Source organism: Domibacillus indicus (assembly GCF_023715895.1).
In the GTDB taxonomy this organism is placed as follows: Bacteria; Bacillota; Bacilli; order Bacillales; family Domibacillaceae; genus Domibacillus; species Domibacillus indicus_A.
Genome location: NZ_JAMBOO010000042.1, coordinates 1 through 21,462 on the forward strand (window position 1 = coordinate 1; position 21,462 = coordinate 21,462).

A 21,462-nucleotide genomic window follows, 5' to 3' on the forward strand; every position below is an offset into this window, starting at 1 on the left:
TTGTCTTCGTTCATTAGTCTCCATCATGCACTCGGGCTTCCGGAGGAAGCTTAATCCGCTGATGCTGTACTGTATTCAAGATAAGGGATGCTCCATCAAAATCTTTGATTTAGGTGGAGAGGTTCACAAAAAGCCTATGGGTTTTGACATCCATAGGCCTTGTTTTTATAGTTATACAAGTGTCCTTCTGCTTCCTTGATAAGCTCACAACTTTAAAAGTCTAGACACTTTTATTCCCATCTGTTCTTGGTAAATATTCCGTTTAACGGGTTTACACTCGAGCAGTTTTCGTTTCTTTTATTCTACAACTTTAAATGGCGCAGCAAGCCCGCTAATCGTTGCCCGATACTCGCCTGGTGTTAATTCGTACTTTAAGTCACTGACTTGAAAGCCCAATGATGATTCTTCACCCGGAGGATGAATGATTGCTTCTTCTGTAAAAACGTCTGCCTTCATTGGAACTTTATACCACGTATCCTCCACTTTTTTCTCAAGAAAAACATGAGCGCCTGTCATATATTCTTTCTTACTCTCATTCTGGATTTCTACTACAATGGTATCAACTGATGAAGAATACCGAGCTTTTTCGGTTGATAACGTAATACCGCCTTCCGAACTTGGACGTTCTTGGACAGGAGCTTCTTCTGTCAGGCGGGTGTCTGACTCTTCGGCTTCTTGAGTGTTGTTGGACTGACAGGCTGTTAAAAAAAGAAAGGACATGATCAAACAAAGAGCTGCAAGCTGATATTTTCTCATGAGTAAGACCTCCTAAATTTAGGATAACATAGGGGCTTAATGGAAGGCCATACTCGATCCGTTATTCAGTTGAGCTCTCTTCTAAAATAGGATGAATCCTTAACCAATCCTTAAATCATTGTTGAGGCTGCTTGGAATCTATTGATCCGTCGTCAAAGGAGAAAATAATATACCCAAACGGCATTGTCTTGCCTGTTCGTTTGGCCGCTTCCGCCAGCAGCTGATCTTTCCGCTCTACAAAAACGTGCCAAACGAGCTGATGAAGCACCTCGTACGCGACTACTTTTAAACCAAAGCCATTCTCATAACAGCCTATACCAAGACCGTTTCGTCATATTCTCGCAAGTGATCACCACTTCAGTCCATCTACAAATGCCGCAAAGTTCGGTGCCAGCTGAAAAATCTGCTCGTCTTCTGTATCGATATATATAACCGGCGGCTCTTGGTCCGTATTTCTGTAATCCAGTGCTATCCACGTATGCCCGTCTCCCGAAAGAAGGACAACACGGTCCGGCAGATCCCATTCCTCAATCAAATAAAAGCTTTCGAGAATGCCTTCTGCTTCTCCAATCCCTTTCATATAGTCGATCTGGATATGGTCATCAGCCCATGAAGTCGGCACTTTTGTAGGGTAAGAAGCGGGTTCCATATAACCGCCGTTTTTTTCTTTCAACATGTTTATATACGCTTCCGGAAGTGTCACATCAAGCTCTTTTTCTGCATAACGGATCATTTCTTCTGTTAATGGCTGTAAGGTTAAATCATCTTCATCCTTGGCCCATATCATTTTATTCATCATTTCCTCCTTTTCATTCAATTGCTTTTTCATGTTACATTTGTCTTTACATCATTTTAAAAGCAACTAATCATCCTATTTAGTTTGATCAAAACATTAATACTAATATTGGTACTAATCATGATTATACGGGACCCGTAAAATGACTATCCATTCACAGCCTGGCAAGCTTTCTTTACCGGCAGCGGGCTTCGCAGCTGTAGCAGCATTGTAAAAATACACAGCAATTTAGAGCATACCTATTACAAAAAGGATGTATAAATCGAAACATATAGAAAAAGCGCAGATGGATATCTGCGCTTTTTCTGCATTTTAGTTACGATCCATTCGATCAGCTTAATTCGACTTTCGTAATGTCACTTAAATAAATGCCATTTAAAATCCCATCTTCATGCGCGACCACATATTCAATGACAGTCGGGCTTATGGTTCGAATGAACACAAAAGCGGAATCATCTACATGCTCAATACGAAACTTTTTCCGCTGAGCCTGCTTAATATCGAGCTGGCTGGTGCCGGCTTCCGGCAGGCTTGTATAGTATATTTCAAAATCTTCTTCTGACGCATCAATAAACAAATGCCACGTATTATACTTTTCTTCCTGGTCAATAACCGTTTTGAACTTTCCTTTTTTTCCTCTGCCAAGAAAGTACTTGAACTTTGATTCATCATTGATTATATTGCGATCAATTACTTTGATGCTTCCGCCTTTTCTGCTTTGAACAAGCCCAAAGGCCACGCCTGTTTTTCCAGTCGGAGCGGTTAACACATCCCGGTTCACTGCCCTATGTTTTTCTTCCTGTTTTGCATAGGCTGCCTCTGTCCCGAGCGGCGGAAAAATCTCAAATAAATTGTCAGACGTCTCGCCCCAGTTTTGACTGTTCTGTTGTTCCTTTTCCATCCATTTGTTAAATAGATTCATCACCACTGGCGATTTACATGAGTTTCCTGCAAGCAGAATATTGATCTTATCGATTTTGCCGATTTCCGGACGGGCAAAAGCGCGCCGTAAAGACTCAAAGAAGTTTTTAATGCCTTTTTCAATTCTTTCTTCAATAAGCTGTTCGAGTTCATTTTGATCAACCAAAAGTTCAACATTCAATTTTGCCTGGCCGGTTTTGTCAAACAGGTCTGCCCGGATCATCCCTTTTTCGAACTTCTCTTCATACTGGTCATGTTTTTCCCACAGAGGTCTTAATTTTTCCACCAGCTGCTTCATGTTTAAATAGGACTCCTGCGACTCATTAATCAGCGTCTCGCTTCCCGGGAACCTCATACATTCTGCCGGAAGGATAAAAGAGATATTCAGTTCACGCATCGTTTTTTGGTTGTTTTTAAACACTTGGAAGGCTAAAAACTCCAGCAGGTTCTCACCGCCTAAATAACGGTCCCCGCCCGCCGCAAAATGTTCGATCACATAGTCATATCTCGTTTCTTTCGGGCCTGCTTCGCGCCAAATACCAAAGTCAAAATCGGTCGTACCCCCGCCAAAATCAAACACACCGTAATACGTTTTTTCATCCTCTTCCGGTTCAAACCCATACTGCTGCAAGGCACAAATGGCGTAGGCGGCTGGTTCACTTGCGCCGCTTGTCACGCGGAATTTTTTCATCACTTCTTCATCCTGCTGAATCGAAACAGGAAGGGTCTTTTTCAATCCGCGCTGGAAGCTCTTTAGAATTTTTTCTCTGACCGCTTTTTCGTAAGTGACCGGGAAAGACAAGATGTAGTCCAGATAAATGCCATTATGCTGGTTGTTAATATACAAACCGAGGTAGTACGCATATAACTCAATTGGATTGATTTCCTGCTCTGTTAAATCCGAGAAGGAACGCAGAACCACATCATATCCCCTTTTGTCTTTTAAACGCAGATGTTTTTTCTTTTCTCCAGCCCATTGCTTAAGATTATTCAAGATAGAGTAGTAATGGTCACTCTTTCCGTTCATTAAACTATTAAAAGCCGTATGGGAAACCGTTACATCCTGCCATTTCGTATCCGGCCTGCCTTCTTTTTCTCGGTAGAGCTCCAGGAAATGTTCTAAATCAATAAATTCAATGACGGTTGGATTTTCGTAATGCCAGTCCTGCACTTCTGTGTTAAAGTAGCCAACTCCCACACGCATCGGAAGCGTAAAGTCACTTTTTTCCTGGTGGACGACTACAGTGCTTTTCGTACCAAAATCGATTCCCACTACGCCGTCTTCCCGAATATCCATTTTCGGGTTTCGGGCCATGATTTCAGCATTCAGTTTTATCGTTAAAGGCTTTTCTTCATCAAGAACCGGCCACAGGTCCCAATGGCCTCGATTCGGATCTGTCAGCATCTTTTCATCATATGTATCTACTTCCGCTCTTACTTTTTCAGAGTTTAACAGCTTCTCAAACAGCGACTTGGAATCAATCGCGATAGACGGCAGTTCTTTTTCAAAATTTTCATGGTCTAAATCCTTTAATTGATGCAGCGCAAGCAAATACTCATATTCGTGCTGGCGTTCTGCACTTAATCCACTTGGCACCAATCCGTTTTCGAGCCATAAATGAAGAGCGGTCCGATCATCGGTCCCGAAGGCATTCTCTCCTTTTAAACGGAAGATCGGCACGAAAAAGCCTTTCCCCTGCAAATCAGTTTTTTGATTGACCACATCAAAGCTTTGCATCTTATACTCATTAAATTTAAAGGCGATAGATTTAGAAGAATGTGCGGCCGTGTTCGCAAATATCCTTGAAACGGGCGGATTTTTACTTGTAGATCCATCATCTAAAGCGGCTATTTTTTGAAATACAGGATGATTGGTTGTATCAAAGCTTTTAACCGTTTCTTCCTGAGTCATCGCATCACCTTTAAAACCGGACACATCCAGATGCTTTTTATAGTCAAAATCTTCATCCGCTAATTTATAATGTTTTCTGTAAGGAAATAGGGCTGTAATATTGTGATCGTATACAACATTTACGTTATTCATGAATACCCATCTGGAACGAAGCATCTGTTTAATATCTTGGAAGAAACTTGTTCCCTCCTTGAAAAAGTCCGCTTCTGCTCTTTCATACAAATGGCTGATTAGCGTTTTTACTTCCTTGTATGTCATGGAAATGGACGTAACCGGAATCGTTTGTACATCTGGTGAAAATAAAACCGGCTTATCATTCTTGTCCATTAAGTGAATCGAGCTGTCCTTCACACTGTTTGGCTCTGGGATTGTTACACTTTCGGAAGGCTTTTCGTCTTCAGCAGCTTCTTGTTCTTCCTCTTCTGCGGACGGCTCTGCTGACGGTGAACTGCCAGAGTCCATCTCACATATGACATCACCAATTTTGACTAACGTGTCTTCCGTTACAAATAACTCTTTAAGCGTACCTTCTGTTTCTGAAAAAAGGTCAAATTCAATACCATCACTGTTGAATTTGGCCAGCGTATCGCCCACCGTCACATAATCACCGGGCTGTTTATACCACTGTACCAGAAGGATTTTTTCAATCTCTTCTCCAAGCTCTGGAATCGTAATCGATGTCATGTCTATTTCTCCTTTGTTAAATCGCCTGCTATACTCTCACGATTGATTTTTTAATAATTTTACCATTAATGCTTGTATATCCTGGCAGCAGGATTTCTGATATGTTCCCGGATATATGGCTGTTGACACTTCTTATGTACAAGTCTTCTCTGAAAACTTCATTTATTTTTACTTCCTGCAGTTTATATAAAGGGGTATCATATGTTTTGCTGTATTCTCGAAAGAAAAACTGAAACAGAGCGAGCAAAATGTTTCTTTCCTGCTCCCGCCCCTCCATCAGCTCATTTTTGATAAAATCCCATAACGAAGAGATGTTTTCATACTGCACGCCACACACGATAAATTCCTGTACGGTTTGTCCCTTGAAAATTCCTTTTAAAGACTCCTTTGTGGTTTCGGATAACTGCTGAACAGCCCTATAAAGCTCTTCTGCCTCCCGATAATCCCCCCTTCTTTTTTGCAATTCATCCAAATAGGCATCCGTTTTCTGCTTTAAATCATGTATTTTTACTTGGTATTCTTGAATTTCCTGTTTTTTGGATTCGATTTCCTGCCGAAGCCTGGCGATTTCTTTTTCCTTTTCTTTTAACAGTTCCTCTGACTCCCTTATTGGTTCAGACACACCTGCTTCAGCAATTTTTTTTATTCTTTCAATGATTCTTTCGTCTTGAAGAGAAACGATTAAAGCATCGATAAAATCATTATTGAATTCTTTGTTCACCTGGCTACTCCTTTCAACACGTTCACCCGTACGAATCTCCTATGAAGTAAAGTGTTTCAAATTCAGTTATATGAACGTATTGTCTGGTTCCCTGTTTCTTCGTAAAACAGTCACTAGACGAATCATGCTGCCACGCTCTCGCTGACCTTGTTTATCCGCACATCCGATTCATATTTTTGCACTCTTACATTTTATCATTTTCGGCGCGAACATCCTCACTTCAACTATCAGATAAGCGGGCGGCAGCTTCTAAATTAGATATTAATTAAATCATGTTCGTCATTTTCGAGTCAACGAATCACAGAAAGATAGATTGTGGAAGTATATGGTTAAGATAAAAGCGAGCGGGAACGACGTACTTCACAAAATTTTGTTGAGTACAGCTGTAACACCTTATGTGTTTATTCGCCGGAGAAATCTGAAATGCTTATTCCTTTCTTTGTTTACAATTCTGCATACCTATTATGTGAATGTAACTCTTTTTGCCGTTTAAAACAAACAGGGGCTTCACAAACAAGTATAGTTCTCGTTAAGTTCATGTTCCTGGAAGTAAGAAGATGGTTGCTCCTCAAAACCAATTAGATATGCTGTACTGATAGAGAGAAAACTAAAATAAAACAAGCGCTATCCCTTATGTATCAGGGGGGTAGCGCTTGTCTTTAAAAAGGTTTTTGAATGTAGTCCGCATTCTAGACGTTAAATAGTACAAACCAGCCGGCTGATCCTATGAGCACCGTCCTGTTCAAACCCGTTTACAGGCTCATTGATATATGTCAACTAACGAAGCCGCCATCCACAAATAATGTCTGCCCGGTCATAAAGCGGCTCCAATCAGAAGCAAGGAACAAGACCGGACCGGCAATGTCATCAGGAAGAGCGATCCTGCGAAGCGGTGTTTGGGCAATAATCATGTTCTTGACTTCTTCTTTTGTATCCCTGCTGGAGCTTGTAGGATATACAAGGCCAGGCGCTACACAGTTGACCCGGATACCGAACGGGCCAAGTTCAGCTGCTAAATTACGGGTATATCCCTGCAGGGCGGATTTGGCTGTATTGTATTCGTGATAGGGAATAATAGGCCTTTCCACCAAATTGCTAATCATATTAATAATACTGCCTCCGGACTGCTTTTTCATCAAGGGCAGTACTGCCTGGCACATATAATGAGCAGCGCGGAGAGAGCCGTCTATTTGCTGCTGGTAATCTTCCCATGACAGCTCCCATGCTAATTTTCGCTCTTCGGGGTTAAACGTGTATGGCGCAAAGGCGTTGTTAACGACCACGTCGATTTTCCCCGCTTCTAGCACGATCTGCTCGACCATTTCCTGTACAGCGTTTTGCGAGGTAACATCTGCCTGAATCGCCCATCCATCACCGCTTAACTCCCGGCAGGAAGCCGCAACCTGTTCGGCAGCTTCTTTGTTTTGCAGGTAATTAACAATGACAAAGGCTCCCTCAGAGGCAAAAGCACGAGCAATCGAGGAACCGATTCCCCGGCTGGCCCCCGTTACAAGCACCACTTTTCCTTGAAATTTTTTCATTGTCTCCTCCATTATTTGGTCGGTACCATTTCTTCTTCTACTGCATCTTCCATATTAAGCTGGTTTTTCACCAGTCCTAATTCTTTATACGTATCAGCGCCCTGCTGCAGGATATCCGTATCAAGAGCGCCGAGACCTTTCTCTTCAGTCAGGCTGGAAACAGCTGAGGCGTTGCGGAGCTTAATAATATCAAGATTTTGCTCTTCATTTTTTCCGTCAATTGCATAGTCAACTGCTAATGAAGCGGCTTCTTCCGGATCGGCGATCATCCACTGGGCACTCGCCTGATAGGCTTTCAAGAAATTCTTCAGCTCATCCTGTTTTTCTTCATATGTTTTTTCTGTTACAACAAAAACGTCGCTTGGAACGTTTAAATAGTCTTTTACTTCAAGGACATTCACATCACCAAGCCCTTTTTGCTTGCCGATAACAAGTCCTGTATCGGTGGCTGCCGTCGCATCCACTTGCCCCTGCATAAGAGGAGCAAAGTTTAAAAGACCTGTTTCAACAATGTTTACATCTTTTTCAGAAAGACCCACCTGGTTCAGCATAACAAGCAGATTCTGACGAGTTCCGCTTGACAGGCTGTAAACGCCAATGGTTTTGCCTTTTAAATCTTCGGGCTTGGTAATGTTTTTTTCTTTTAGCGACACAATATTAAAAACGTTCTGCGGATAGACATTATACAAAACTTTTAATTTTTCCCCTTTGTCGAGAGCAAAATAAAGAGAGCCCGGATCAGTAAAAGCAATGTCCGCTTGTCCAGAAAGGATATTTTTAATGGCATCTCCCCCGCCGGCCCCTGGAATCACTTCTACATTCAGACCATTATCTTTAAAAAATCCTTTTTTCTCATCCACAAGCAGGTTGGTCTGTTCAGTGATCGGCTGGCTCCAGCTTGCCACCTTGATATCAGCAACTTTTTCTGGCTCCTCAGCCGTTTCTTTTTTCGTTTCTTCTGCCCCACAGGCCGCCAAGAATAAAGCCGCGGATAAAAATAAAGCGGATCGTTTTTTCATTTTCATTTTTTATTCTCCTTCATAGATGATTTTGCCCATCGCTTTTCAGCCAGGTGTACGAGCTGATATAAAACCATGCCGATAACGGTCAGAATGATTAAGGATGCAAACATTAAGGGTGTATCCATCATGCCCTGTGAGGCAATAATCAGCGCTCCAAGGCCTTCACTTCCTCCGATAAATTCGCCCACAACAGCGCCGACCACAGCGAGAATAACCGCAACACGCAGTCCGGCCAAAATACTCGGAAGACCTGATGGAATTTTCAAGTAAATTAATGTCTGCCACCGGCTGGCTTTCAGCATGCGGAACAATTCAAGTTTCTGCTTATCTGTATATTGAATAGCTGACACAGTGTTTTCCAATAGCGGAAAAAAGCAGATGAGGGCAGTAATAATCACTTTAGACGTCATCCCAAAGCCGAACCACAAAATAAACAGGGGCGCAAGAGCCAGCTTCGGTACAGCCTGGCTGGCGATCACATACGGGGCAAAAAGTTTGTACAAAAATTTGCTTTCCCCCATTAAAATGCCGGCTGTAAATCCTAAAAAGCCGCCTAAGAGCAGGCCTAGCAAAATTTCCAGCATTGTTTGGATAATATGATCTGTGAAATAACCGCTTAAAAGCCCTTCTACTAACGTATGAAGAATAATAGAAGGAGCCGGCAGAACCAGTTCTGACATACTGCCTGCGGCCAGCTGCCATACAACGATCAAAATCAGAAACAGGAGCAGTGAGTATAATTGAGTATATTTCATGGGCGTCCCTCGCTCATTTTTTGTCGCAGCGTTAAACAAAAATGATTAAAATACGGTTCATATCGCATATTGATAAGCCGCGGCTTTTTTAAAAGGACCTTCTCTTCATAGATAATGCGTCCCCTGTCCATAACAGAAATACGGTCAGACAAATAGACCGCCTCGGAAATATCGTGGGTAATGAACAAAACTGTCGTTTGATGAAGCTGACAAATTTTCAGCAAGTCTTCTTGTAATTCCTCTCTAGTGATCGCATCAAGTGCTGCGAACGGCTCATCTAAAAACAGCATGGACGGATGTTGAATCAGTGCCCGCGCAAGGGATACGCGGCTCTGCTGTCCTCCCGAAAGCTGTGCCGGGTAGCGATTGTGATGCTCAGACAAGCCCACCATATCCAGCAAACCGGCTGCGTGCTCCCGATCTTCTTCAGTCACCTTCCGCTTCAAGAAAATAGGAAGGAGAACATTATCCATAACCGTTTTCCATTCAAGTAAAGTAGGAGACTGGAACATAAAGCCACATTCCTGATAAGGTCCGTCAAGTTCTTTTCCATCCAACTGAATGATCCCTTTATCAGGCTGAAGCAGTCCTGAAGCCAGCTTTAACAGCGTTGTTTTCCCGCAGCCGCTTTTTCCCAGCAGACAATGAAATTCCCCTTTTGTAATATCCAAATTTACGTCCGAAATAACAGCCTGCTTTCCTTGATACGTAAAGTCTGCATTTTTTATCGTTAAAAATCCCATTTTTGTTCTCCTCATCTAGTCGACGTAAGGGGCAAATCGCTCGCTTGATGCCTCTGCCGCTGCTTCTATGTCGACCATATACACTAAATCCAATAGATTAAATCGGCCATCGTGGTGCCAGCCAGCTTCTGGTGATGTCATGGATCCGAGAGCGGCAATACGTGTAACCCCGATTTTCGCAAGCTGTTCAGCCCATCGAAACAGTTCAGCAGGACTGGCAGCCACTCCCACCGTCTGAAGAAAAGAACGATGGGGCGCAATGGTTGGAAGAATGTCTTCAAAGTCTCGGAAAGCAATGACTTTTACCACCCGGTTTAGCGCACTTGGCAGAAAAGAAGAGGGGGTTTCTTCATAAACCACGGTCCAGTCATTCGCTCCATTACCCAGCACTTCATGGCCAGGTTTTGAAAAAAGCGCTATTTCCTCCCTTTGGCGCCATGCTGCCGCCGCTGCGGATTCCTCCATCGAAAGCTCTCGCCGTGGATATCTTGTTTGAAAGTTCTCCAGTTCATTTGCTAAAAAGCGCGCGAAATCACGCGGCGAAACATGTCCGCCTTCTTGGACATAAAAAAGGTGAGGAGAATAGCAGCCCTGCTGATCATACCGGATCACATCAAGCGCTGCCTGATGGACCGTGGTCCACCCTTTTCTTGAATCAAGGCTTGATTTTGATACAGCCCCAAAACTGATTTTATGGCCAAAAGGTAAAAAGCGCGTTGTCACTGGCATCCGGTTTTGCAACGATTGCAGTGACTGATTGCCTCCATAGCCTATAACTACCTCTGACTGCTCAAAGAGCTGCTGCTCCCTCTCTTCGTCGCCGCCCTTCCACCACACAACCGCAAAACAGTCTGCAAGCCGGGGTTCAATTTCTACAAGTAAATGAGCAAACCATCCAGAAAAGAACGGTTCCGCACTAGACACTTTACCGATCATTCCTGCTTTCACAAGCAATCCTGAAATAAAACTCCACAAAGGCAGAGCCGGAACATTACCCGCCCAAATATGAGTGATCAAGTTCGGGCCTATGGCTTTGGAAAAACCTCCTTTGATACGGGGCTGAAAATCATCCAATAACAACGGATTGCCGAAATCTTCAGCCAGAAAACGCTGCAGCCCTTTTTTTCGGAATGTTTTTAAATAAGATGTCAGGCCAAGCCGGATGATTTCCTCATCATAGCCCGTTACAATAGGCAGCAATTTTTCTGCTTTTTGCCGGTAAGGTGACTGGCGGTCCAGCAGCTGCTCAATGGCCCTGTCGATAATGCGGATCATATCTGAAACGGAAAAGCTTTTCAGCACTTCCTCGCTTGCTTTTTTAACTTTCTCAATCACTTTATTTATTTGTTCCTTTGTTAATAAAGGAATCTCCGCTTCAACCGTCTCTCCTTTTTTAGAGAACGTCAACACTTTCATTTCCAATGTGGTCTCGCCTATATCCGGCAGGTATCCTGCAATTTCCCTCATTCTGATGTACCTTTTGAAGCCGTTTTGATAAATTCTTCTGCCGCAATGGAGCACCCTTTTGCTTCCGTGCCTTGAACGCGGCCCAAAAGCAAAAAGCCATTCTCTGTTTCCATCCCCATATCTTCCGTCAGAATGGTCGTAACCGAATTGAAATTGCCCAAATCACAGTGGACGAGAACACCCTGCTCACCTTTAGGCACTTCTTCTCCTGTTAAAGGGTTAATCACTCTTGTGCGGATCCAGTGAGGGCCAGATTTGACCGAAGGTATAGTTTCATTCCCGCTGTCATAAAACTGCGTGCTAAGTTCTGTCATACCGTACATATTGATACAGGCTGAGCGTTCAATTCCAAGAGCAGCTGACAGCAGGCGATAAAACTCTGACAGCTCCATTTCTTTGGATTGATTTTTAAAACCGCCGGTATCAAGCACTCTGCTTCCTGGAGGAAGAGCGAAAGTTTTGCCTCGGCGTGTCAATTCTTCAAGCAAATGGACAAAGCTGTAGCTTGCGCCCAAAAGAGCATAAGGCTCGCCCGTTTCCTGAGCACGTTGCAGCTCGTTTAAAAGACGGTCTATATCAATTCCTTGTTGCGTCAAAAGATAATGGCTTTCGGCTGTGCCGAATTCCTGGACTGCCAATGCCAAATAATGAGCAAGCGAGGAATTGGGCATTTCCTCTTCCGTCGGAAAAAGAATACCCATACGGATGCGGTCTACCCCCTGCATAAAGCGGTTTTTAAAGTTTAATGTCATCGATTGATCGTAAATACGCAGATCCGGATGGAAATGCTTCCCTTTTACACCCTGTGTCGTTCCGCTTGTCATAAAAACGGCTTCCGCTTTTTCAGGATCGATACAGCTGAGCGTAATATTTTTAAACGCTGTAATGGGTACAGCTGGTATGTCCTTCCACGACTTGACCATTCGTGGTGTTTTCCCTTTTTGTCTGCAAAATGACTGGTATGGAAGATTGTTTTGATATTGATAGGTGTAGAGACGGAGCGCCAGTTCATTAAAATCCTGCTCTTCAGACGAATCTTCCTGCATAAATTCCATTACATGTTTTATCATGTTTTGCTGTTGGTCCATATTCTTTCATTCACCCTTTTTGTATAAATATAAAATAAAAAAAACACTTTGCGCAGGCAAAGTGTCGATAGGTATTATTCTTCCCACTTTCCCTACGCTGGCATTACCCAACAGGTTATTACGGTCTACAACAGATTAGTTGTACTCTCAGCCTGATTCCACAGACTCCCGACGGTTTTATTTGGTTCAAAGTCTACTCTTTCTTCTCTTATAATGCAACTAAATTTTACTTCCGACTTTTTCAAACACTATTTTTTTGATTACTATCTCTCTCAGAGATTAGTTTAATTATGCATAAAATTGAATATTTCCTTACAAGTGCTTAATACTTCCATGGAGAGAGGATAGATAATCCGGCGAAAGTCCGGAGCAGCCTCCTCTGTTGTAGTGGAAATTGGCCATACCACAGTGAGCAGTATCATAGGAATGAAGAAGGATCAGATTATACAAAAACCCCCTTATAGGAAGGATAAAAAGCACAGCTTATAAGCTGTGCTTTTTCAAGCAGCTATGTGCCTTTGATTTAAGTTAGGCTTTGATTTTGTTAGATGGTTTTCTGTATAGGCAGTGGCAAAAAAAGGACTTACATTTAACGGGAATGCAAAAGAGCATGCATGTTCCTCGCAATAGATTCAATTAAATAAAGCACAGGCAGCTGTGTGGTAATGTTTGTATAATGATGACGTTCTTCCGTAATGTAATAAGCGATATTAATTTCAGACATTTTAGCAAGCGCACAGTCTTTGTTATTGGTAATACTGACGATGCGGCTGCCCTCTTTTTTGAGTTTTCCAGCTAAATCTACCGTGTGCTTGTGTTCACCGCTGATCGACAGGGCAATCGTTGTCGTCTCCCGCAAATCATCATAGACCGGAAAAAAAGGATCGCTCATATACGTAGAAAATTTTCCTAATCCAGAAAAATAATGGGATCCATATTGAGCGAGAATACCGGAGCTGCCGCTGCCTGCAAAAATCACGCTTTTGGAGGCAGCAGCCAGCCTGGAGATTTCTTGAATGTCCGCTTCAAACCGCCCCTCAAACGCTTTTTCTGCAAATTCCGCAAAGGTATAATGCGAACTTTTAATGTTCTTTTTCTTATTCATTTCCAAGTCTATTTTTAATTTCGCTTTTAATTCTGCGAAGCCTTCGCAATCTACTTTCCGGCAGAAACGTGAAATAGTCGAAGGTGAAACATGTGTGGCATCTGCCAGATCCCGGGCGCGCATATGGATAACTTTCTCTCGATTAGAGGCAATATATTGGTATAAAATCGTTTCCAATTCATTAAACGATAAAATGTGTTCATAAGTAAACAATCAGATCCCTCCACCGCACAATCTTAAAAAAATTATAACACGGATAAGGCTGCTGCTCTTCCTTGTTTGATTATTCTTTACTTCGAAAAAGGATGAAGCCTTCAATGGCGGCCTTTCACCAGCTCTTGCATTGTGTGTAACACATTGTTACTAAATTGTAACAGCCATCTTCTGCTGGAATAAAAAACGCAATAGCCCGAATACCTTCCCTCCTTATCTTGATCACGTTACCATAAATATATCAAAAGTGGAGGTGCAAGAGATGACAAAAGGAATTAAAATTGCCACTATTGGCGGCGGATCGAGCTACACCCCTGAACTGGTTGAAGGATTTATTAAGCGGTATGAGGAACTGCCTGTACGCGAACTCTGGCTTGTGGATATTGAAGCCGGGAAAGAAAAGCTTGAAATCGTCGGCACTCTTGCCAAACGAATGATCGAAAAAGCCGGGCTGCCCATTGACGTTCATTTAACACTCGATCGCCGGGCCGCTTTAAAAGATGCTGACTTTGTTACAACACAGTTCCGTGTCGGCCTTCTTGATGCACGGGCAAAAGATGAACGCATCCCTTTAAAATATGGCGTGCTTGGGCAGGAAACAAATGGACCGGGCGGCTTATTCAAAGGATTGCGTACGATTCCAATTATTCTGGATATTTGCAAAGACATGGAAGAGCTTTGCCCGAATGCCTGGCTTATTAACTTTACCAATCCAGCCGGCATGGTAACTGAAGCCGTTCTGCGTTATTCCAATATCCAAAAGGTGGTCGGGTTATGCAACGTGCCGATCGGCATGGAAATGGGCATTGCCAAACTGCTTGATGTGGACCACTCACGTATTCGGATTGATTTTGCCGGTTTAAACCATATGGTGTATGGACTTGATGTGTTTGTAGATGGAGAAAGTGTCAAAGACAAAGTCATCGAGCTCTTAACAGACCCGAATAACAGCAGTTTTGTGAAAAATATCGAAGGTCTTGGCTGGGAGCCGGAATTTATCCGATCATTGAATGTCTTAACTTGCCCTTACCACATGTATTACTACAAAACAAAAGACATGCTGGAAAAAGATGCAAAGAACGCACAAGAAGAAGGTACACGGGCAGAAGTTGTGCAGAAACTGGAACAGGAATTATTTGAGCTTTATCAAGATCCACAGCTCGATATCAAGCCGCCACAGCTTGAAAAACGCGGCGGTGCGTACTATTCCGATGCAGCGGTTCGTTTGATCACCTCTATTTACACGGATAAAGGAGACATCCAGCCGGTGAACACGCGCAACAACGGCGCCATTGCCGGTATACCAGACGATTCGGCTGTTGAAGTAAGCTGCGTGATTACGAAAAATGGACCAAGACCGATCGTCATGGGAGAACTGCCAGTTGCGGTACGCGGCTTGGTGCAGCAAATTAAATCGTTTGAACGTGTGGCAGCAGAAGCTGCTGTAACAGGCGATTACGAAAAAGCCATATTAGCGCTTGCAATTAACCCATTAACCCCTACCGATACCATTGCCAAAGAAATTGTAGATGAAATGCTCGAAGCACACAAAGAGCACCTTCCGCAATTCTTTCAAAAAGTAAACGCCTAAAAGAAAACGGAAACTGGACCACTTTCGTTTACTGACAAAGGTGCGTTCAAAAAAGCACAGCGCTTCTGCTGTGCTTTTTTTACAGAAATATTCGCTTTGTAGAGCGCTTATAAATCGTTCAGGATCATGATTTCTTTTTTTCTTCTACAACCGATAAAACCCGAGCTTCTGCTCCGTATTCTAACCGAATGGTTTTTCTCGCATTCGCGGGTGTTCTCGCAGTGACAGGCTTGATTTGCTTCTCTCCCTTTATTTCCATTTCAACAAGGAAGCATTTTGATCCACACCTCACGTGTATCCCTCCTTTTCGGCCTTCAGTCTTTTTGGCATTATTGTAAAGTAAACTATCTTTAAAAGAAAAGCAGGAAGTATTTTTTGATTTCTTATGATGGCGGAGATAAGGATGTAGAAAATATCTCTATAGTGGGGCAGATGGAAACAGAGAGAGTATAACAGCTGATAATCATACCAGTCCTACCCGCAGCAAATAAAAAGCGCAGAATGCACTGCGCTTTTTATTCTGCAATTTTCTCTAAATGATCGTTGTTTTCAAGCTGCAGGGTGGATTTTTGGGCTGATTCATCACCCAACACGACCATTTTTCTCGCGCGATCCATGATTTTAACTAATTCTTCATAGTCTTGCTGCATCGTGAGCGCTCTTTTTTCAAGCTCCTCATATTTTGTTTCTATCGCCGCTTTCTCACGTTTGATCATTTCAAGTTCTCTTTGAAGGATTTCGCAATCTGCTTCAGATGTATTTATGTTTTGCAGGAAAGCAATAATCTCTCTCATCGTAAGGGCTGGAGAGCCTATAGCTGCATTTGTGTTTTCACTTGCAAAGTGATCTTCCGAAATGACTTGCATGCTTGAAGCCCGTTCTTTCTTTTGAAGGCTACGAAAATATTGTTTCCTTTGTTTGCGCGCAAGGCCCAATGCTTTTTCATACTGCTTCCGAATCACAGCATTCCAGCGGAACCCGCAGGCTGCTGCCGTCCTGTTAAGTATATCTCCTACTTCTTCAAACGCTTTCAGCTGGGTACTTCCCTCACGCACATGACGTAATACCGTTTCTGCAAGGAGCAAATCATTTTCTTCTGACCAGGCATCTTGTCTCATTTTCATTGGTTATCTCCCCTTTTATTCGAATTGTCTTTCAACAAGATGGCCGCTCCTACCTCCTTTTATACAAAAGCACCTAAAAATTATGTATTCCATTTATATTCTGGTGAACTTTAAAATATTTATGAAAATGAAGAGAACAACGACTCTTTTCTTGACGTTGTTAACTGGCATGCAATCTGCTTGTTATTTTTAACTGTTTAGAGATTGCTTAAGCACAAACAGGCACTATCGTCCTGCTTAAAAGAAGTAGTAGTTTTATTTCTTCATTCCTTAAAGTGTTTAAAAAAATACCCATGCTTGCGAACAATAAATTGCTTTATTTTTTGGACGTACTATTGATTAAATTCATTTACTGGCTTCCCTTCTAATTATTGGTAAATTGTATATGGAGGGATATAAATGAGAGTGCTTTTTTATTTAATTATCGGGATGATCCCTGGCTTCATATTTGGTGGTCCACTTGGTGTGTTAATTGGGTTAATTGGCGGATTACTCTTATACGTAATTGACCAGTTAAATGCAATTAATGAAAGACTTGATTTGCTGCGAAAGGACATAGAGAAGACTGAAAAACGATAGTCTTCTTTCCCCAACAGTTTCGGTCAACTGCTGCTTAACCTAAGAGCAGCGTTGCTTTATTCCTTCTGCAACTAAAGACTGGTTGCAGAAGATTAATCCATATTTTCGGCAATCTTTTTCAGTTCTTTTGCACGAGAAATAATAAATACTCTCATATACTTTTCCAAAAACAACTTATCGGCTGCAACACCAATTAGACCAAATGGCGACTTATATTGAAATGTATCTATCATGATGGTTCCGCCTGCTTCTTCAATAAACTGATGGGTATGAACAAAAGATTGGAAAGCTCCCTTCACCATAATATCTACAAACTTATGAGGCTTTTCCATTACTGTCACTTTGGCTGTCAGTCTTTGTTTAATACCAAAGTGAATGGCTTCCCAGGTAACAGAATCTCCCTGTTCTAATAACCCTTCTGTCACTCCACCAACGGCTCTTTCCTTTGTTTTAGATGTCGTTTGAGTATGGATATCCACATTTCTTGCAAGGTCAAAACATACTCCGGCAGGTGCTTTAATAAACTGCTGATGCTCAATAACAGGCATTTTTTATTCTCCTTCCAAAAGCACTTACTAACACACCCATAATTATAATTTGTCGCAGTTAGTATTAACTACTTCTCGTTCAACTTACCTGCCCGACAGTTTAACGTAAAAATCTACAATATCCTTTGACGAGCCTTTCTTTAACCCGGTTACCGAAAAAGCTTTTTACTTAACAGTTTTGGTTAACTACTTAATAAAATTTACGGTCCGCCTCCTGATTGGCTTGACCAATCTGCCTCACAGGTAAAATTTTTTATTTGGATAAGGTCATTCATCCAATCCCTGCCTGAGCTTCTCCGTACTATATAGAAGCAGGAGGTGATAGCTGTGAGCTACGAAAACAAAGGTGGATATGAAAACAACGGTGGATACGGGTCTGGATTTGCGCTTGTTGTTGTTTTATTTATTCTTCTTATTATCATTGGTGCCTCTTACGTGAAAGGAAGCTACGGATATGGTGGCGGCGGATACTACTGAGTGTCCTGCTTTTCTGTAAGAATGAAACCAGCTTCTTTGTAAACTCTTACTTTAGCTCCTGTTTGAATGTGTAACGTGACTATATTCAGTAGATATCGGGCACGGATTCACATTTAATCCAGTTCAAGCCGAATCAACTGTTTTACCTTGGCTCTTCTTGAACTATAGGCTGCCCATCAATCACAGTTCATCCGCATTTATCCGGTTAAAATGTGATTTTCACGTAATTTTTTCATACTCAATTTTAAATCTTTTGGTTTTTCTTCTTCCAAAGTCAAATACATCTATACCCCCGGCCAAAACCGGGGTTTTTTGTTATGCAAAATATTATTTTTCAATGTAATTCCAGTTGTTTATACTGAAGAATAAAACAAGAACGTACATTCCAATAAAAAGGAGTGGTGTGGATGAAGAAATTATATCCGGATCGCGGCAAACTGAATTTGTATTGGTTGTCACATTAAATCAGCTGCTGAAGGATCGGTTATTGCATCGATAATTTCTTGTGTTTCATTCGGTTTAAAATTGGAGTAGGGTCCATTATTTCCCACCAAAACAGCAAGTGTGATCTTGGCTGTTTCCCATTCCGATCTGATATCATCCCCTTTCGCCACTTCACATCAATCACCACCATCTCCGAGATTTTTTTTAAGCAAAGAAAAAAGCACCCGCTATACGGATGCAACTGTTTCTTTTTCTCTTTTTTGCTTGGGCGACTTAGTTTAATAGAAGCTTTTGTGTTAATACTACGCCTTCATCTTCAAGTTCTTGCATAATCGGTATAACATTTTTATGAATACCGGTCGTCTTCTCTAATTCTTTTGCATACTCTTTAAACTGAACATCCATTAGAAAAACCCAGGTTTTATTTTCTTTTTTTTCAAATGAAAAGTTCTTTGACTCCAGGTGAAACTCTTCAAATTTTCTTCTGAGTTCTTGTAAAAATACTTCCTGGTTATTAAAGTTTATTTGATATTTAAATCGCACTTTTCCACTCCCCTTTTACCTTATATTTTGACAAAGGCTTTGAATTTCCTGCTCCCCAGTCGACATAAAATCTGTTATCATATTCAATTGACTTCAAAAGGAAGAGTGTACATCGTGGAAACAGAGCAAGAAATTGATTTAAGTATCACGTACAATATCAGTGAATACCCTCATACTAAAAGCGGCCATTGTGATAACTACGGCAATGCTCATTTTAAGAGCTCAATTAAAAAATAGTAACCGTAAGAAAGGTACACCCACTGGCATCAGTAAGTGCACCTTTCTTTTTAGGATATTTATAAAGGAGATTATAAATCAAAAACTTATTCAGTAATTGTGAAATATGCCGCTACAGACACCTTTTCTCCTTCATTCATCGATGGATAAAATGTATGACTGACTCTGTATTCTCCCGCTGTGATCAATGTTTTAAAGTCACCAAACCAAAAACCCTTTTTTTGAGTTTCGTCAGCTTCTATGCCAGGCATATCAGTCGGAAACATTAGGTAGGGATTGTATTTTATTGAGACCCACTTATCTCCTTGTTTTTTCTCCAACTTATATATACGACTGTATATATAAGCGAAATCTGCTTTATTAACAAGTGTCACACTTACAGATGTATCAGACGACAATTTATAGCTTTCCTTCTCCGCTGTCATGGTTAGTCCGCCTTGTGAAGAAGGCAGTTCGCCATAAGAAGATGGAGAAGACAAAGCTGGATCACTCAGCCGGGCTACCATCATCGCAAATTCGCCTCGTTTTATGGGGTTATTTGCGCCAAACCGTTCAGGCGTTATTCCATTTACAATGCCTGTAGCAACCAGTTTGTTGATAGCTTCCGCGTACCGTCCTGTTGCATCTGTAAAATGATGCACTGGCTCGTTAGGTGTTATCAGCACATCTCTATATGCTCTTGCGAGAATGATAGCAGCTTCTCCTCTTGTGATTGTATCGTTAGATCCGAAAAAGGTTTCCGTTTTTCCATTTACCACTCGGTAATATTGAAGATAGGAAATCGCACTTTTTGCCCGTTCTGGAATGTCCTTAAATGTTAAAGCACTTATAGGTGTAGGAAAGTATTCTTTTCTAAAACCCATACCATGTGCAGCAATCATGGCGGCATCCACGCGCTTAATCGGCAGATCCCATCCAAATTTATCTGCACTGACACCATTAAGATACTTGTTATGATAAAGGGCTGAAACTATGTCCATTCGTTCTTGAGGAACATCCGTAAACGGGAATTCAGATGTAGGTTTTGCATAAATCGGCATGAAGTCTGCCGCCTCCGCTGAAGGACTAGTTGAAGCAAGTACCATTCCCGCAAGTGCAGCCATAGCTATAATACGAGGTACCTTTTTCATTAATATTCCGCCCCCTTCTCTTACAAATTTTCTCATTAATTGATACATGATACAGTACAACAGAAAGCAAAGGAGATTCATTATAAAACAAGAAAAAACACCCTTGCAGACACTTTGGTAAACAGTTACCTTGCAAGTTGGTTGATGGTAGACTCGAATGCTTCTTTTAAATATATGTCTAACAATTCTTCGCTTAATTCTATATCTTTAGAACGGTCATAAAATCTTCCCTGCTCATACTTCAAGATCTCTTCACGCCATTGAAATCCTGGCTTTACCTTGACTATAATTTCATCCTTGTAAAAACGGATAGAGAGTTCTGACAGTTGGTTAAGTTGAATACTCCAGCACTTCTCTTCTATTTTTATTTTTAATGTCTTTCCAGCAACCTCCGCCTCATTCTTCAAGGAGGCTGAAATATCACTAAAATAATTGGAGATTAGGTGATAGGCGCTTTTTTTAGAAAACTTCTCTTCTAATTCATTTTTGAAGGCTTTTTTGCTGAGGTCAATAAATGTTTTTTTGTAACTCACTTTTCATTTCCCTCTTTCTATAAAGTACCGTTTATCTGGATGTAACTGTTTCTCTTTTTTCTTTTACAAATTTTTTTATTTCCTTGTAAAATTCTTCTTCCGTTACGATATTTTTTTCACTAAGCAAATTAGACACGGCCATAATATGCGGGGATATGCTGCTCAATTCCTCTATCTGTTCAACGTATTTTTTCAACTCTATTTGTTTTTCACTCATCTTACCACTTCCTCCCTCCTATATATTGCAAGAGGAAGCAATAAAATCCTATAAAAATCGTTCATCAAATTTCGACAAAGGTAAGTGATCTCCTGATTATTCAATATAGTAGGCGCACTTTATATTTGGAAATAAAAAATAGCACCGGTTTGGGTGCTTTTTATACAACTCTACTTATAATATCGTCCACTGGAGCGGCTACACTTATCTGGACAGAAAAATTAAGGTCACGTACACTTGACCTAAAATAGATGAGGAGCTCCAATTATGACAAAGCGAGAACGCCGCACATTCACGCCCGAGTTTAAAAAACAA

At 41.6% G+C, this 21,462-nt stretch carries 24 protein-coding genes; 4 read left to right on the plus strand and 20 right to left on the minus strand.

What is annotated here, in order from left to right; genetic code table 11:
• Nucleotides 1–297: 297 nt before the first annotated feature.
• The 12 genes from M3221_RS24655 to M3221_RS24705 all read right to left on the minus strand — a co-directional run bounded on the left by M3221_RS24655 (nucleotide 298) and on the right by M3221_RS24705 (nucleotide 13,724).
• A complete protein-coding gene (locus M3221_RS24655) occupies nucleotides 298–756 on the minus strand; it encodes an immunoglobulin-like domain-containing protein (protein WP_251274707.1) in 459 nt (152 codons plus the stop codon).
• 115 nt (nucleotides 757–871) lie between these two features.
• On the minus strand, nucleotides 872–1,072 hold the full coding sequence (locus M3221_RS26980) for a DUF3986 family protein (protein ID WP_396395464.1): 201 nt from the start codon (nucleotides 1,070–1,072) through the stop codon (nucleotides 872–874).
• A 33-nt stretch (nucleotides 1,073–1,105) separates the two neighbouring features.
• Nucleotides 1,106–1,552: an SMI1/KNR4 family protein gene (locus tag M3221_RS24660; protein ID WP_251274708.1), complete on the minus strand. Its 447-nt coding sequence runs from the start codon at nucleotides 1,550–1,552 to the stop codon at nucleotides 1,106–1,108.
• Nucleotides 1,553–1,883: 331 nt separating this feature from the next.
• Nucleotides 1,884–5,069 carry a biotin/lipoyl-containing protein gene (locus M3221_RS24665; protein ID WP_251274709.1) on the minus strand — a complete coding sequence of 1,062 codons (3,186 nt, stop codon included), beginning with the start codon at nucleotides 5,067–5,069 and terminating at the stop codon, nucleotides 1,884–1,886.
• A 28-nt stretch (nucleotides 5,070–5,097) separates the two neighbouring features.
• Nucleotides 5,098–5,790, minus strand: a complete 693-nt coding sequence (locus M3221_RS24670) for an apolipoprotein A1/A4/E family protein (RefSeq protein WP_251274710.1) — start codon at nucleotides 5,788–5,790, stop codon at nucleotides 5,098–5,100.
• A gap of 773 nt (nucleotides 5,791–6,563) precedes the next feature.
• Nucleotides 6,564–7,331: an SDR family oxidoreductase gene (locus tag M3221_RS24675; protein ID WP_251274711.1), complete on the minus strand. Its 768-nt coding sequence runs from the start codon at nucleotides 7,329–7,331 to the stop codon at nucleotides 6,564–6,566.
• Nucleotides 7,332–7,342: 11 nt separating this feature from the next.
• Entirely contained in the window at nucleotides 7,343–8,356 is a 1,014-nt protein-coding gene (locus M3221_RS24680) for an ABC transporter substrate-binding protein (protein ID WP_251274712.1), read from the minus strand.
• Nucleotides 8,353–9,108 (minus strand): ABC transporter permease, encoded by a 756-nt coding sequence (locus M3221_RS24685; RefSeq protein WP_251274713.1) that lies wholly within the window; start codon nucleotides 9,106–9,108, stop codon nucleotides 8,353–8,355. The genes M3221_RS24680 and M3221_RS24685 overlap by 4 nt, the downstream gene beginning before the upstream one ends.
• Complete coding sequence (locus M3221_RS24690) at nucleotides 9,105–9,851, minus strand: ABC transporter ATP-binding protein (RefSeq protein ID WP_251274714.1); 747 nt, start codon at nucleotides 9,849–9,851, stop codon at nucleotides 9,105–9,107. The genes M3221_RS24685 and M3221_RS24690 overlap by 4 nt, the downstream gene beginning before the upstream one ends.
• Nucleotides 9,852–9,866: 15 nt before the next feature.
• On the minus strand, nucleotides 9,867–11,318 hold the full coding sequence (locus M3221_RS24695) for an acyl-CoA reductase (RefSeq protein WP_251274715.1): 1,452 nt from the start codon (nucleotides 11,316–11,318) through the stop codon (nucleotides 9,867–9,869).
• Entirely contained in the window at nucleotides 11,315–12,406 is a 1,092-nt protein-coding gene (locus tag M3221_RS24700; RefSeq protein WP_251274716.1) for a LuxE/PaaK family acyltransferase, read from the minus strand. The genes M3221_RS24695 and M3221_RS24700 overlap by 4 nt, the downstream gene beginning before the upstream one ends.
• A gap of 589 nt (nucleotides 12,407–12,995) precedes the next feature.
• Nucleotides 12,996–13,724, minus strand: coding sequence for a MurR/RpiR family transcriptional regulator (locus tag M3221_RS24705; protein WP_251274717.1), 729 nt, complete (start codon nucleotides 13,722–13,724; stop codon nucleotides 12,996–12,998).
• Nucleotides 13,725–13,986: 262 nt separating this feature from the next.
• Here M3221_RS24705 and M3221_RS24710 point away from each other — a divergent pair, with 262 nt between their 5' ends.
• The gene (locus M3221_RS24710) at nucleotides 13,987–15,315 is read left to right on the plus strand and encodes a 6-phospho-beta-glucosidase (RefSeq protein ID WP_251274718.1); all 1,329 of its coding nucleotides are present in this window, start codon (nucleotides 13,987–13,989) and stop codon (nucleotides 15,313–15,315) included.
• Between the two features lie 124 nt (nucleotides 15,316–15,439).
• Here the strand turns inward: M3221_RS24710 and M3221_RS24715 are convergent, their stop codons facing one another.
• Nucleotides 15,440–15,607 (minus strand): hypothetical protein, encoded by a 168-nt coding sequence (locus M3221_RS24715; protein WP_251274719.1) that lies wholly within the window; start codon nucleotides 15,605–15,607, stop codon nucleotides 15,440–15,442.
• A gap of 223 nt (nucleotides 15,608–15,830) precedes the next feature.
• Nucleotides 15,831–16,439, minus strand: coding sequence for an RsfA family transcriptional regulator (locus M3221_RS24720; protein WP_251274720.1), 609 nt, complete (start codon nucleotides 16,437–16,439; stop codon nucleotides 15,831–15,833).
• Between the two features lie 399 nt (nucleotides 16,440–16,838).
• Between M3221_RS24720 and M3221_RS24725 the strand changes: the two genes are divergently transcribed.
• Nucleotides 16,839–17,018 carry a hypothetical protein gene (locus tag M3221_RS24725; RefSeq protein WP_251274721.1) on the plus strand — a complete coding sequence of 60 codons (180 nt, stop codon included), beginning with the start codon at nucleotides 16,839–16,841 and terminating at the stop codon, nucleotides 17,016–17,018.
• A 92-nt stretch (nucleotides 17,019–17,110) separates the two neighbouring features.
• Here M3221_RS24725 and M3221_RS24730 read toward each other — a convergent pair whose 3' ends face one another.
• Nucleotides 17,111–17,566, minus strand: a complete 456-nt coding sequence (locus M3221_RS24730; protein ID WP_251274722.1) for an SRPBCC family protein — start codon at nucleotides 17,564–17,566, stop codon at nucleotides 17,111–17,113.
• A gap of 327 nt (nucleotides 17,567–17,893) precedes the next feature.
• Between M3221_RS24730 and M3221_RS24735 the strand changes: the two genes are divergently transcribed.
• Nucleotides 17,894–18,043, plus strand: a complete 150-nt coding sequence (locus M3221_RS24735; protein WP_251274723.1) for a YjcZ family sporulation protein — start codon at nucleotides 17,894–17,896, stop codon at nucleotides 18,041–18,043.
• Between the two features lie 455 nt (nucleotides 18,044–18,498).
• Here M3221_RS24735 and M3221_RS24740 read toward each other — a convergent pair whose 3' ends face one another.
• Both M3221_RS24740 and M3221_RS24745 read right to left on the minus strand, forming a co-directional pair.
• Nucleotides 18,499–18,657 carry a hypothetical protein gene (locus tag M3221_RS24740; RefSeq protein ID WP_251274724.1) on the minus strand — a complete coding sequence of 53 codons (159 nt, stop codon included), beginning with the start codon at nucleotides 18,655–18,657 and terminating at the stop codon, nucleotides 18,499–18,501.
• Between the two features lie 103 nt (nucleotides 18,658–18,760).
• Nucleotides 18,761–19,030 carry a hypothetical protein gene (locus tag M3221_RS24745; RefSeq protein WP_251274725.1) on the minus strand — a complete coding sequence of 90 codons (270 nt, stop codon included), beginning with the start codon at nucleotides 19,028–19,030 and terminating at the stop codon, nucleotides 18,761–18,763.
• A gap of 114 nt (nucleotides 19,031–19,144) precedes the next feature.
• On the opposite strand from M3221_RS24745, the gene M3221_RS27125 reads away from it, so the two are divergent.
• Nucleotides 19,145–19,267 carry a DUF8096 family protein gene (locus M3221_RS27125; protein ID WP_472843782.1) on the plus strand — a complete coding sequence of 41 codons (123 nt, stop codon included), beginning with the start codon at nucleotides 19,145–19,147 and terminating at the stop codon, nucleotides 19,265–19,267.
• A gap of 86 nt (nucleotides 19,268–19,353) precedes the next feature.
• Here M3221_RS27125 and M3221_RS24750 read toward each other — a convergent pair whose 3' ends face one another.
• From M3221_RS24750 to M3221_RS24760, 3 genes are all read right to left on the minus strand, one after another.
• The gene (locus tag M3221_RS24750; RefSeq protein WP_251274726.1) at nucleotides 19,354–20,397 is read right to left on the minus strand and encodes an S-layer homology domain-containing protein; all 1,044 of its coding nucleotides are present in this window, start codon (nucleotides 20,395–20,397) and stop codon (nucleotides 19,354–19,356) included.
• A gap of 125 nt (nucleotides 20,398–20,522) precedes the next feature.
• A complete protein-coding gene (locus tag M3221_RS24755) occupies nucleotides 20,523–20,930 on the minus strand; it encodes a hypothetical protein (RefSeq protein ID WP_251274727.1) in 408 nt (135 codons plus the stop codon).
• 31 nt (nucleotides 20,931–20,961) lie between these two features.
• Complete coding sequence (locus M3221_RS24760) at nucleotides 20,962–21,147, minus strand: hypothetical protein (RefSeq protein ID WP_251274728.1); 186 nt, start codon at nucleotides 21,145–21,147, stop codon at nucleotides 20,962–20,964.
• Nucleotides 21,148–21,462 lie beyond the last annotated feature (315 nt).

Bases quoted from the DNA above. Each gene is read 5' to 3' on its own strand.
- M3221_RS24655 (WP_251274707.1), bottom strand. From the start codon at position 756: ATGAGAAAATATCAGCTTGCAGCTCTTTGTTTGATCATGTCCTTTCTT.
- M3221_RS24660 (WP_251274708.1), bottom strand. From the start codon at position 1,552: ATGAATAAAATGATATGGGCCAAGGATGAAGATGATTTAACCTTACAG.
- M3221_RS24665 (WP_251274709.1), bottom strand. From the start codon at position 5,069: ATGACATCGATTACGATTCCAGAGCTTGGAGAAGAGATTGAAAAAATC.
- M3221_RS24675 (WP_251274711.1), bottom strand. From the start codon at position 7,331: ATGAAAAAATTTCAAGGAAAAGTGGTGCTTGTAACGGGGGCCAGCCGG.
- M3221_RS24680 (WP_251274712.1), bottom strand. From the start codon at position 8,356: ATGAAAATGAAAAAACGATCCGCTTTATTTTTATCCGCGGCTTTATTC.
- M3221_RS24685 (WP_251274713.1), bottom strand. From the start codon at position 9,108: ATGAAATATACTCAATTATACTCACTGCTCCTGTTTCTGATTTTGATC.
- M3221_RS24690 (WP_251274714.1), bottom strand. From the start codon at position 9,851: ATGGGATTTTTAACGATAAAAAATGCAGACTTTACGTATCAAGGAAAG.
- M3221_RS24695 (WP_251274715.1), bottom strand. From the start codon at position 11,318: ATGAGGGAAATTGCAGGATACCTGCCGGATATAGGCGAGACCACATTG.
- M3221_RS24700 (WP_251274716.1), bottom strand. From the start codon at position 12,406: ATGGACCAACAGCAAAACATGATAAAACATGTAATGGAATTTATGCAG.
- M3221_RS24710 (WP_251274718.1), top strand. From the start codon at position 13,987: ATGACAAAAGGAATTAAAATTGCCACTATTGGCGGCGGATCGAGCTAC.
- M3221_RS24720 (WP_251274720.1), bottom strand. From the start codon at position 16,439: ATGAAAATGAGACAAGATGCCTGGTCAGAAGAAAATGATTTGCTCCTT.
- M3221_RS24725 (WP_251274721.1), top strand. From the start codon at position 16,839: ATGAGAGTGCTTTTTTATTTAATTATCGGGATGATCCCTGGCTTCATA.
- M3221_RS24730 (WP_251274722.1), bottom strand. From the start codon at position 17,566: ATGCCTGTTATTGAGCATCAGCAGTTTATTAAAGCACCTGCCGGAGTA.
- M3221_RS24750 (WP_251274726.1), bottom strand. From the start codon at position 20,397: ATGAAAAAGGTACCTCGTATTATAGCTATGGCTGCACTTGCGGGAATG.
- M3221_RS24760 (WP_251274728.1), bottom strand. From the start codon at position 21,147: ATGAGTGAAAAACAAATAGAGTTGAAAAAATACGTTGAACAGATAGAG.